We start from the raw sequence: 12500 nt of genomic DNA, 5'->3' as shown, positions 1-12500 counted from the left end.
TAATGTCACAATACTTATCTCAAGTATTGCCATTTTGGAGGTGTTTTATATTGTCTCACTATTTTAGGTTAGTCCACTTACAATATGTAAGGGAGCGAAACTTTAATATGGTTTCGTAGATACTCTTTTTTTAGAGCCCAAAAAGTATTCTACCGAGATAAGATTAAAAAGTCAATATGAGTTTGAGTTTAATTTAACTAGTTAGATCTTGAGGATTAGTCTTCTTCCTCTTCTTCAAACTCTTCGTCTTCTTCTTCCTCGTCTAATTCATATTCTTCATCATCAATGAGTTCTTCATCGTCATCATCGAAGTCATCTTCGTCGTCGATGTCATCAAAGTCCTCATCTTCTTCTTCTTCTTCGTCATCCTCGATGTCATCCACATCTTCATCTTCTTCATCAAAGTCCTCATCATAATCAAGATCATCTTCGTCAAGATCGTCAAAGCCAAGGAGTTCGTCATCCTCATCCTTCTTCTTGCTCTTTTTCTTCTTCTTCGGCTTTTCAGTATGAGTAACCTCTTCGTCGATTTGCTCGTATGGATACCAAGTACGAAGTCCCCAACGATTATCACCTAATGTAATAAAACGACCATCGATATTGAGATCTGTATAAAACTGAGAAATTCTTGTACGAACCTCTTCTTCTAAAAGCTCTAATACTTTTGTTACTTCGTCAACTAGCTCGTTAAATGTAATCGCGTCTTTTCTCCCTAAGAAAATCTCATACGCTACTTCAAGCATTGACATTTCTTTAATTTGCTCTGGTGAGTATTGATCGAGACTCATCAAGGCACTCCCTTTCTATGTATGTAACTGGAATTCTGGTAAAAACTTGTTGTCAGGATTCTTCTTATAAAAAATAAAAAAGAGTTCTGTAAAATACATATCATTCATTATAAACAAAATCAACCACTTTATGCCAGACATATCATAATTTAAGGCTGAACTAACTAAATAAAATACGCCTTAAAGTATTTGCGCCCAGATTTTTTTCGACTTGCTCGAAAAACTTCCTCTAAAAAATCTGAGGCATCCGCCGGAGGCTATAACTTTATTCAGCCCATATTTAAGTTCTTCACTCATTGTATACTTATCATTAATTTCCCATACTAAAAAAATCGAGGCCTCCCTGAATAAAGTTATTAGTTCAGCCTCGATCATTTTCTACATATTTCTACGGTACTGTCCGCCAACTTCATAGAGCGCCTGTGTGATTTGGCCAAGACTTGCGACCTGAACCGTTTCCATCAATTCTTCAAAAATATTGCCATTGTTCACTGCAACCTGTTTAAGCTTTTTTAATGCTTCTTCTACTTTATCCTTATTTCGTTCTTGGAATTCCTTTAAATTTTTAATTTGAAGTTCTTTTTCTTCTTTTGTTGCACGCGCAAGCTCGATATTGTTTAAATCCTCCTCTGTTGGCGGATTAGGATTTAAATACGTATTTACGCCAATAATCGGAAGCTCACCCGTATGCTTTTTCATCTCATAATACATGGACTCATCTTGAATTTTTCCGCGCTGATACTGTGTTTCCATCGCACCTAGAACACCACCACGGTCATTCAGTCGGTCGAATTCCTGAAGCACTGCTTCTTCCACTAAATCAGTGAGTTCCTCAACAATAAAAGAACCTTGTAGCGGATTTTCATTTTTCGTTAATCCATGCTCTTTCGTAATAATCATCTGAATCGCCATCGCACGGCGAACCGATTCCTCGGTTGGTGTTGTAATGGCCTCATCGTATGCATTCGTATGAAGCGAGTTACAATTATCGTGAAGAGCCATTAGTGCCTGCAGTGTCGTACGAATGTCATTAAAATCAATTTCCTGTGCATGGAGGGAACGTCCAGATGTTTGTACATGGTACTTTAATTTTTGACTACGCTCATTTGCTCCATATTTTTCTTTCATGACCGTTGCCCAAATGCGGCGTGCCACCCGACCAATTACGGTATATTCTGGGTCGAGCCCATTACTGAAGAAGAAGGATAAGTTTGGTGCAAAATCATCAATATTCATCCCACGGCTTAGGTAATATTCCACATACGTGAACCCGTTTGATAAGGTAAAGGCGAGTTGAGAAATCGGATTAGCACCCGCTTCTGCAATATGGTAACCAGAAATTGATACTGAATAATAATTTCTTACTTTATGATCTATGAAATATTCTTGGATATCCCCCATCATACGCAACGCAAATTCAGTTGAGAAAATACACGTATTCTGGCCCTGATCTTCTTTTAAAATATCCGCTTGAACTGTTCCACGAACTGTCTGTAATGTTTTCGCGCGTACCTCTTGGAACTCCTCCACCGTTAAGATGCGGCCAAGATCCTGTTCACGCTTTTCAACCTGTTGGTGAATAGCAGTATTCATGAACATGGCTAGGATAATTGGTGCTGGTCCATTGATTGTCATTGAAACCGAAGTAGACGGTGCACAAAGATCAAACCCTTTATAGAGCTTTTTCATATCATCGAGGGTACAAATACTGACGCCGCTTTCTCCAACTTTCCCATAGATATCTGGGCGATAAGCAGGGTCTTCACCATATAAAGTTACAGAGTCAAATGCTGTACTTAAGCGTTTTGCATCATCATCCTTTGATAAATAATGAAAACGTCGATTCGTCCGATCTGGGGTCCCTTCGCCTGCAAACTGACGTTTCGGATCTTCGCCTTCACGTTTGAACGGAAACACACCTGCTGTATAAGGGAATGAACCCGGAACATTCTCTTTGTAAACCCAACGGAGAATTTCTCCGAAGTCCTTAAAGCCTGGGAGAGAAATCTTTGGAATCGATAGACCCGAGAGACTTTTCGTTTTTAAAATGGTCACGATTTCCTTGTCACGAATTTTCGTAATGAATTTCTCACCTTTATAGGTTTCTTTCAAAGATTCCCAGTTTGCAAGGATTTTCTTCGATTCATCCGAAAGCTTTGTTTCATATTGGAATTGAAGTGTTTCAAGAGCTTTGAGGACGTCCTCGTTGCCCAGTTCCTTCACGCTCTCAATCGTACCGCTAATTTGGAATAGCTTTCTTGCGATTTCCACCTGTTCGGCTGCTTTTTTATGATAGTTTCGAACTGTGTCAGAAATCTCACGTAAATAATAGCGTCGGTCATTCGGGATAATGACATTTTGTTTTTGGACATCTGCCGTTTTTTCGAATGAAGTTTCCCAGTCTGCACCCATTTTTTCATTGATTTTATCCACTAGATTAGCAAAAAGGGCGTTCGTTCCTGGATCATTAAACTGACTTGCAATCGTACCGAATACCGGCATATCTTCGTAGTCTTTTTCAAATAAAAGGTGGCTACGCTGATACTGCTTTTGCACCTGACGTTTTGCATCTTCTGAACCCTTGCGTTCGAATTTGTTAATCACAATCAAGTCGGCATAGTCAATCATGTCGATTTTTTCAAGCTGTGAAGGTGCACCAAATTCACTTGTCATAACATACATGGAGATGTCACAGACCTCTGTAATTTCGGCGTCACCTTGCCCAATCCCACTTGTTTCAACAATGATTAAGTCGAAGCCCGCTGCTTTTACTACTGCAATTGCATCTTTAATGGCTAGCGACAATTCTGATTTTGAACCTCTCGTAGCAAGGCTTCGCATATAAACCCTTGGAGAGAAAATAGCATTCATGCGAATTCGGTCACCAAGTAAAGCACCACCGGTTTTTTGTTTTGTTGGGTCAACAGATAGGATCGCAACTTTTTTATCGTCGAATTCATTGATAAAGCGGCGAATCAGTTCGTCCGTGAGGGAGCTTTTTCCTGCTCCACCTGTACCTGTAATCCCCACAACTGGAACCGTTTTTTCAAGATCTTTTATTTTTTGAATGATTGTTTCAGTCGCTGCAGCCGTTTCATTGTTGGTTCCAATTTGATTTTCCGCAATCGTTATGAGCTTAGCGACCGTATTGTAGTCCCCATTTTGAAGGAGCTCAAGTTCATCGGTTAGCTCCGTGCTTGTTGGGTAATCGCACTCTTGTAGCATCTTGTTGATCATCCCTTGAAGACCCAGAGTGCGACCATCGTCTGGTGAGAAAATCCCTGCAATTCCGTATTCATGAAGCTCCTTTATTTCACGAGGGATAATAACTCCGCCACCGCCGCCATAGATGCGAATATGAGAAGCCCCGCGCTCTTTTAAAAGATCATACATAAATTTAAAATATTCCACATGTCCACCCTGATACGAGGAAATCGCGATACCTTGCACATCCTCTTGGATTGCTGCATTCACTACTTCCTCCACCGAGCGGTTATGTCCAAGATGGATTACTTCTGCACCACTCGCCTGTAGGATGCGACGCATGATATTAATCGAGGCATCATGCCCATCAAATAAGCTTGAAGCCGTCACAAACCGAACATGATGCTTAGGACGATATACCTCTACCGTACTCATTTCCATTCCCCCAGTCTCACCTATTTTGAAACGATACCTTTTAATAAAAGCTCTGTTTGCATCTCAATATATTCCTCAAGCGTGAAAAGCCTGCGCATCGCCCAGCGGCGAAAGCCCCACATCTGGCCTTGAACAAAAATATTATGAGCTACAAGTTCAACCTGTTTTTTCGGCAATTGAAGTTCCCCGTTGGCAATGCAATCTTCAATTGCCCTTTCAAACATACCCACCATTTCTACTTCTTTGTTCAACACATATGGAAGGGCATCCTTTGAGAGAGATTTCGCCTCCTGATAAAGGACAAGTACCTCATCCTGCATCTCATCCATTACAAGAAAGTAATTGCGAATCGCAAGCTTTAGACTCTCTATACTACCTTCCTTTGTGTTGATTGCTTCTTCCATTCGCTCTTTAACCTGATCGTAAATACTGTCTACGACCAAATAAAGAACATCTTCTTTCTTACGGATATACTCATAAAGTGTGCCAATACTAAAACCAGCAGCTTTCGCAATTTCTCTCGTTGTTGAGCGATGAAACCCTTTTTCCTTAAAAAGCGTCACCGCACCCTTAATCATCTGATCCCGCCGCTTCTTAATCAACCGCTCATCCTTCACTGAAGCCGGAACATCATTCCTTCGCATCTTTTCACCTCCAAAGATAAAGCCCAGGGCGCTCGAACATATCGGCTACAAGCATAAAACGAGCGCTGACAGAAGGTGCATGTTACCTTCCGAAACGATTGGCTTATGACCTAGAACCGACGTCGCATGGAGCTAGACATTTTGAAGCAACTGTCCCTCGTTCCACCTTTTTTCTTGGGACAAGGGACCTGTCCCCTTGACCCACTATTTTGTTAACATTCTAGATATGACGAGGCGTTGAATTTCTTGTGTGCCTTCATAGATTTGAGTGATTTTTGCGTCACGCATATAACGCTCGACTGGATAGTCCTTTGTATAGCCATAACCACCAAACACTTGAACCGCTTCTGTAGTTACCTTCATCGCTGTATCTCCAGCAAAAAGTTTTGACATCGCAGACTCTTTGCCATATGGAAGTCCTTCTGATTCTAACCACGCTGCTTGATAGGTTAAGAGACGAGCTGCCTCGACACTTGTTGCCATATCCGCAAGCTTGAAGCCGACTCCCTGTTGAGCGGCAATTGGTTTACCGAATTGGACACGTTCTTTCGCATATTCAGTAGCGGCATCAAGGGCACCTTGAGCAATTCCTACCGCTTGGGCTGCAATCCCATTACGACCTCCATCAAGCGTCATCATGGCAATCTTAAAGCCTTCACCCTCTTCGCCGAGTAAGTTTTCCTTAGGGACACGGCACTCTTCGAACATAATTTCAGTTGTAGGTGATGAACGAATTCCCATCTTCTGTTCTTTTTTCCCTACAGAGAAACCAGGGAAGTCGCTTTCGATAATAAACGCACTTGTACCTTTATGTTTTGAAGATGGGTCAGTTAACGCAAACACCACATAAATATCAGCAATCCCACCGTTTGTGATGAAGATTTTCGAACCGTTTAACACATAATGGTCGCCTTCTAATCTAGCAGTTGTCCTCATTCCACCTGCATCTGAACCAGAGCCAGGCTCTGTTAATCCATAGGCACCGATTTTTTCACCCTGTGCCATTGGTCGTAAGTATTTTTGCTTCTGTTCTTCACTACCAAACTTGTAAATCGGCCAACCTGCAAGGGATGTATGAGCGGAAAGAGTTACCCCTGTTGAAGCGCATACTCTTGAAAGTTCTTCGACAGCGATACAATATGCTAAATAGTCACTACCAATTCCGCCATATTCCTCTGGCCACGGAATTCCCGTTAACCCAAGCTCCGCCATTTTATCGAAAATTTCACGATCAAAGCGTTCCTCTTCATCACGCTCCGCCGCTGTCGGTGCAACCTCATTCTTTGCAAAATCACGAACCATCTTACGAATCATCTCATGCTCTTCAGACAACTTAAAATACATTTCCATTACCTCCATTGGGACAGAGGGACAGGTCCCTCGTCCCACCATTTTTTTCCTGGGACAAGGGACCTGTCCCCTTGACCCATTTATAGATGTTTGCTGATGACGATTTTTTGAATTTCGCTAGTTCCTTCGTATATTTCAGTTATTTTGGCATCTCGGAAGAATCGTTCAACCGGATAATCTTTTGTATAGCCATAGCCCCCGTAAACCTGAATGGCTTCGGTTGCAACCTCCACCGCTGTTTTCGAGGCAAACAGTTTTGCCATCGAGGATTCTTTGCTACATGGCAAGCCCTGGTCGTGTAGGAATGCAGCCCGATAGATTAGTAGTCTAGCAGCCTCGACATTTGTCGCCATATCTGCAAGCTTAAAGCCGACTCCCTGCAAGGAGGCGATTGGTTTACCGAATTGGTAACGATTCTTCGCATACTCCACTGCATGTTCTAGCGCCGCTTCCGCAATTCCAAGCGCTTGGGAAGCAATGCCGATTCGACCCATACTTAGATTCGCCATCGCGACTTTAAAACCCTCACCTTCAACCCCTAGAATGTTTTCAGTTGGTACCATTACATCTTCTAGGGTGATTTGAAGCGTACGTGATCCGAGAAGTCCCATTTTATGCTCATCTTTTCCGAACACAAAGCCCGGTGTATCTTTTTCAATAATGAAAGCCGTAATGCCCTTGCTTCCCGTTTCGTTCGGGTTTGTGCGGGCAAATACAATATATACATCCGCTTCGCCACCATTTGTGACAAACACCTTTGACCCATTCAACACATAATGGTCACCTTGTTTGACTGCTCTTGTTTTTAAACTAGCAGCATCTGAGCCAGCGCTCGGTTCTGTGAGACAAAAAGCTCCCAAATACGCTCCACTTGCAAGCTTTGGAATATATTTTTGCTTCTGCTCTTCTGTTCCAAAATATAAGATAGGATGCGTACCAACTGAGGTATGAACGGATAAAATAACCCCGATGGTTGCGCTCACCTTAGAAAGCTCGTTGATCGCAATAATATAGGACGTAAAATCCATCCCTGCTCCACCATATTTTTCAGGGGTTGTAATTCCCATTAATCCAAGGGACCCCATTTTCGAAAGAATTTCTCGTGGAAATTCTCCTTTTTCCATGCGCTCCACGAACGGTGCGATTTCTTCTTTTGCAAAATCACGCACCATTTTTCGCATCATTTCTTGTTCTTCTGAAAAATGAAAGTTCATGCTGTTTCCCTCCAATGCGGGATCTTGATGAGTTGGGTTGTATTTAAGAGTTGTCACTTCGTGCTCACCCCTATTATTCGTATGTGTAGAAACCTCGACCAGATTTTTTTCCTAACCAACCCGCTTTCACGTATTTCCGAAGCAATGGACATGGTCTATATTTGTCATCACCAAAGCCTTCGTGTAGGGTTTCCATAATGTAAAGACATGTATCAAGCCCGATAAAATCAGCAAGTGTCAGTGGCCCCATCGGATGATTCATGCCAAGCTTCATCACTTCGTCAATTGCTTCTTTTGTAGCGACACCTTCATAAAGGGTGTAGATTGCTTCATTTATCATCGGCATTAAAATACGGTTTGACACAAATCCTGGGAAGTCATTGACTTCAACTGGTACCTTATTCAACGTTTTTGTCATATCTTCAATCACTTGATAAACTTCATCAGCTGTGGCTAAGCCACGAATAATTTCAACTAATTTCATTACTGGAACTGGATTCATAAAATGCATTCCAATTACCTTTTCCGGGCGCTTCGTGGCTGCGGCAATTTCTGTAATCGGAAGAGAGGAAGTATTGGTTGCTAAAATAGCATTCTGAGGTGCAATTTCATCTAGTTGTGAGAAAAGTTTTGTCTTGATGTCCATATTTTCAACGGCCGCCTCAATCACAAGGTCGACATCACTTGCATTCTGCAAATCAAGAGAGGGAGTAAGCCTTCCCAAAGTTGCTGCTTTTTCTTCTTCACTCATGCGACCTTTATCGACTTGTCGTGTAAGGTTTTTCGTGATCGTCCCAAACCCGCGATCCACGTATTCTTGTTTTAAATCATGGAGCTTTACATCGTAGCCTGCCATCGCACAAACCTGTGCAATCCCAGAGCCCATCTGTCCTGCACCTATGACCATCACTTTTTGTACCTTCATCAAACATACCTCCTAATTTGAAATGCGCAGGCGCCTTGCTCAGCCCCGACAAGCACAATACATGCCGGCTAGAAGGTTGCTCTCTGACCTTCTTGACGGAATGGATTGTGACCTCGAGGGGCTAGACGCCGGAGCTAGACACAGAAATCTAAGTATCGAATTAATTACGTTCCTACCTTATAAATAAAGTTATACCTGAATCATAATGGCATCGCCTTGACCGCCACCACTACAAATCGCAGCTATGCCTATGCCGCCGCCACGGCGTTTTAATTCATGAATAAGGGTAATAATTATCCTCGCACCACTAGCTCCAATTGGGTGACCAAGTGCTACAGCCCCACCATTGACATTGACTTTCTCAGGGTCAAGATTAGCAATTTTACCGCTTGTTAAGGCAACTGCAGCAAAGGCTTCGTTAATTTCAAACAAATCGATTTCATCGACTGACTTGCCCGTTTTCTTTAACAATTCTTTGATAACCAGGCCAGGAGTTTTCGGGAAATCACTTGCTTCAACAGAAATTGCAGCATGAGCAAGTATCGTTGCAAGTGGCTCTTTTCCCTCTTGCTTTGCTCGCTCCTCACTCATGAGAACAAGTGCAGCTGCACCATCATTCACGCCAGGTGCGTTACCAGCCGTAATCGTGCCATCTGCGCTAAACACGGACTTCAGCTTTGCTAGCTTTTCAATGGTTGTGTCTGCTCGCGGTGCTTCGTCTTGGTCAACAACTGTGTTTGCACCTTTACGGCCTTTTACCTCTACTGCAACGATTTCCTCCGCGAACTTGCCAGATTCAATTGCCGCTATGGCACGTTCGTGACTGCGAAGAGCCCACTCGTCTTGTTCTTCACGGGAAATGCTAAACTCTGACGCAACCTCATTGCCGTAGGTCCCCATATGAACACCCTGGAAGCTGCAGGTTAGGCCATCATGAACCATTAAGTCCTTTAAGCTTGCATCTCCCATTCGTAATCCAAATCGTGCTTTAGGTAAAAAGTAAGGCGCATTGCTCATTGATTCCATACCACCAGCGACAATTATCTCTTCGTCACCTGCACGAATAATTTGATCAGCAAGTGTGACACTGCGAAGCCCTGATGCACACACTTTATTAATGGTTTCTGTTTTTACTTCCCACGGAATTCCTGCATTTCTTGCAGCCTGTCGGGATGGAATTTGCCCTTGGCCACCTTGTAGAACATTTCCAAAAATCACTTCATCAACCTTTTCACCTTCAATGCCTGCCCGCTTTAATGCTGCCTTGATAGCGATTCCACCAAGTTCGGACGCTGTTAATGAACTAAGATTTCCCCCTAATTTCCCAAACGGAGTACGAACACCACTGATAATGACTGTTTTTCCCATGCTCAAACCTCCTTGATTTTTCTCGACTTAACGCAAAAATCGAAACCGCTTACATTTTTCCGACTGAACGCTCGCTCAGCCTTGTCTGAAAGAAGGAGGCGTACCAATGTACACCTCTCTTTATCTGTTAATCTATTACAAATAAAATAAATGTTTCCTATACTCCTATTTTACAATATAGAGGTTGGAAGATAAATCATATTTTTCCACTATGATGCAATTTCTTTTTGATCACCGACAACGGATCTTTCAAGGATTTCAGCAATATCATATGTGCCGATTTGCTCCTCTACTTCCTTCGCCTTTGTACCATCGCTTAGCATTGTTAAGCAGTACGGACAACCAGAACCAATCGTTGTAGGACTCACCGCAATCGCTTGCTCTGTTCTTGCTACGTTAATACGAGTTCCTGTATCCTCTTCCATCCACATGAGACCACCGCCAGCACCACAGCACATTCCCTTTTCACGGTTACGTTCCATTTCAACCAACTGAACACCTGGAATTTGTTTTAAAATTTCGCGAGGTGGATCATACACATCATTGTATCGGCCTAAATAACAGGAATCATGCCATGTAATGACTTCATTTACCGCATGCTTTGGAACCAATCTACCCTCTTTTACCAGGTCATACAATAGCTCTGTATGGTGGACAACCTCGACATCTTTAAGTCCCATATCTGGATACTCATTTTTGAAGATATTGTAGGCATGTGGGTCGATTGTCACAATCTTCTTCACTTCTGCCTTTTCAAATTCAGCAATATTGTTCGTCGCAAGCTCTTGGAATAGGAATTCATTTCCGAGTCGACGTGGTGTGTCACCAGAGTTTTTCTCTTTGTTTCCAAGAATCGCAAATTTCACGCCAGCCTCATTCATAAGCTTCGCAAAAGATAGAGCGATTTTTTGGCTTCGGTTATCGAATGCACCCATTGAACCAACCCAGAATAAGTATTCGAATTCTTCTCCGGCTTTTTTCATTTCTTTTACAGTTGGTACATGAACATCTTCACGAACTTCACGCCAGTTTTCTTTTTCCTTACGATTCAGTCCCCATGGATTTCCTTGGCGCTCAATATTCGTCATCGCACGTTGAGCATCCGCATCCATTTTTCCCTCTGTCAGAACAAGATAACGACGTAAATCAATAATTTTATCAACATGCTCGTTCATGACTGGACATTGGTCTTCACAGTTACGGCAAGTTGTACAAGCCCAAATCTCTTCTTCTGTAATAACATCACCAATTAAGCTTGGGTTGTATGCTAACTCTGCTGTAGCAGCTGTTTCATTTGCACCTTGGCCAGCTGAAGCCAGCGCTAGCTGATTTGCCTTTGTATGATTGAATGCAACTGCTGGAACCCACGGAACCTGTGATGTTACAACAGCACCTGTTTCCGTTAAGTGATCACGCAATTTCACAATTAAATCCATTGGGGAAAGCATTTTTCCTGTACCTGTTGCCGGACACATATTTGTACAGCGTCCACATTCCACACATGCATAAAGGTCAACTAACTGGGTTTGCTTGAAGTCTTCAATTTTCCCAACACCAAAAGTCTCTTGTGTTTCATCCTCAAAATCAATTTTCTCAAGCTTCCCTGGGCTTGTTTGTCTGCTTAAATACACATTTGCAGGCCCGGCAATTAAGTGCGCGTGCTTTGATTGCGGCACATAAACTAAGAAGCTTAACAGGAAGAGTAAGTGAATCCACCATGCGACATAAAAAATCACAATGGCAACTGTTTCATTAAGCCCGCCTAATGCAAGTGAGATGATGGATGCAATAGGCTCGGTCCATGTTGTTTCATGGCCATGCCAAACGATTGCAGCACCGTTTCCTAATAAAACAGAAAGCATTAAACCACCAATAAATAATAAAACGAGTCCTGATTTAAAGCCCCTTTTCAATCGAACAAGCTTTTCCACATAACGGCGGTGGAAAGCCCAAACGACTGCAACTAAGATCATAAATGTGACAATCTCTTGGAAAAAAGTAAAGCCTGGATACAAAGGTCCCAGTGGCAGATGTGAACCTGGTTTTAGACCCTTCCAAATAAAATCAATCGCGCCAAATTGGACAAGAATAAACCCGTAAAAGAACATCACATGGATGACTCCACTCTTTTTATCTTTTAAAAGTTTTTTCTGCCCAAACACGTTGACCCATATCCGCTGAAGTCTCTCCTTTACTTCCCCATCAAATTCGACTTTTTTGCCAAGTTTGATATAAGCAATTCTTGTCTTGATCAAATAAACGAAAAGATAAATTGCGTAAGCGGTTACAGATAAGAATGCAAGAAGATTAATTACTAAGAGGATATTCACTTTTTAACCCCTTTCTAAAATTTGCTAAACTTAATCAAATTCACCTTGGGAATTTGCGCCCAGATTTTTATCGAGCTTGCTCGATATATTTTCTCTAAAAAATCTGAGGCATCCGCCGGAGGCTTAACTCTTTTCAGGCAGGCTTGCCCTGCTGAATGGAGTTAAAATTCTGACTATATAGTTCGTATCTCCATTATATAATGAATGAGCATTCAGTCAACTACTTTTTCTTTAAAAACCTT

At 42.2% G+C, this 12500-nt stretch carries 8 protein-coding genes; all 8 read right to left on the bottom strand.

The annotated features are described in order from the left end of the window. Positions 1 to 215: 215 nt before the first annotated feature. On the bottom strand, positions 216 to 788 hold the full coding sequence (rpoE, locus tag ACR65M_RS10290; RefSeq protein WP_440273266.1) for a DNA-directed RNA polymerase subunit delta: 573 nt from the start codon (positions 786 to 788) through the stop codon (positions 216 to 218). Positions 789 to 1166: 378 nt separating this feature from the next. Further along, complete coding sequence (gene icmF, locus ACR65M_RS10285; protein WP_440273265.1) at positions 1167 to 4427, bottom strand: fused isobutyryl-CoA mutase/GTPase IcmF; 3261 nt, start codon at positions 4425 to 4427, stop codon at positions 1167 to 1169. 20 nt (positions 4428 to 4447) lie between these two features. After that, positions 4448 to 5071, bottom strand: a complete 624-nt coding sequence (locus tag ACR65M_RS10280) for a TetR family transcriptional regulator (protein ID WP_121448538.1) — start codon at positions 5069 to 5071, stop codon at positions 4448 to 4450. Between the two features lie 204 nt (positions 5072 to 5275). Then, a complete protein-coding gene (locus ACR65M_RS10275) occupies positions 5276 to 6415 on the bottom strand; it encodes an acyl-CoA dehydrogenase family protein (RefSeq protein WP_121448539.1) in 1140 nt (379 codons plus the stop codon). Between the two features lie 86 nt (positions 6416 to 6501). Next, entirely contained in the window at positions 6502 to 7635 is a 1134-nt protein-coding gene (locus ACR65M_RS10270; protein WP_440273264.1) for an acyl-CoA dehydrogenase, read from the bottom strand. Positions 7636 to 7708: 73 nt separating this feature from the next. Next, positions 7709 to 8560 carry a 3-hydroxybutyryl-CoA dehydrogenase gene (locus ACR65M_RS10265; protein WP_440273263.1) on the bottom strand — a complete coding sequence of 284 codons (852 nt, stop codon included), beginning with the start codon at positions 8558 to 8560 and terminating at the stop codon, positions 7709 to 7711. Between the two features lie 189 nt (positions 8561 to 8749). Next, positions 8750 to 9928, bottom strand: a complete 1179-nt coding sequence (locus ACR65M_RS10260; protein ID WP_440273262.1) for an acetyl-CoA C-acetyltransferase — start codon at positions 9926 to 9928, stop codon at positions 8750 to 8752. 209 nt (positions 9929 to 10137) lie between these two features. Next, positions 10138 to 12258, bottom strand: coding sequence for a (Fe-S)-binding protein (locus ACR65M_RS10255; RefSeq protein WP_440273261.1), 2121 nt, complete (start codon positions 12256 to 12258; stop codon positions 10138 to 10140). Positions 12259 to 12500 lie beyond the last annotated feature (242 nt).

This window comes from Ferdinandcohnia sp. SAFN-114, assembly GCF_059415045.1.
This window is presented reverse-complemented; position numbering and strand designations above follow the sequence as displayed.

Bases quoted from the DNA above. Each gene is read 5' to 3' on its own strand.
- ACR65M_RS10260 (WP_440273262.1), bottom strand. From the start codon at position 9,928: ATGGGAAAAACAGTCATTATCAGTGGTGTTCGTACTCCGTTTGGGAAA.
- ACR65M_RS10270 (WP_440273264.1), bottom strand. From the start codon at position 7,635: ATGAACTTTCATTTTTCAGAAGAACAAGAAATGATGCGAAAAATGGTG.
- ACR65M_RS10265 (WP_440273263.1), bottom strand. From the start codon at position 8,560: ATGAAGGTACAAAAAGTGATGGTCATAGGTGCAGGACAGATGGGCTCT.
- rpoE (WP_440273266.1), bottom strand. From the start codon at position 788: ATGAGTCTCGATCAATACTCACCAGAGCAAATTAAAGAAATGTCAATG.
- ACR65M_RS10280 (WP_121448538.1), bottom strand. From the start codon at position 5,071: ATGCGAAGGAATGATGTTCCGGCTTCAGTGAAGGATGAGCGGTTGATT.
- ACR65M_RS10275 (WP_121448539.1), bottom strand. From the start codon at position 6,415: ATGTATTTTAAGTTGTCTGAAGAGCATGAGATGATTCGTAAGATGGTT.
- icmF (WP_440273265.1), bottom strand. From the start codon at position 4,427: ATGAGTACGGTAGAGGTATATCGTCCTAAGCATCATGTTCGGTTTGTG.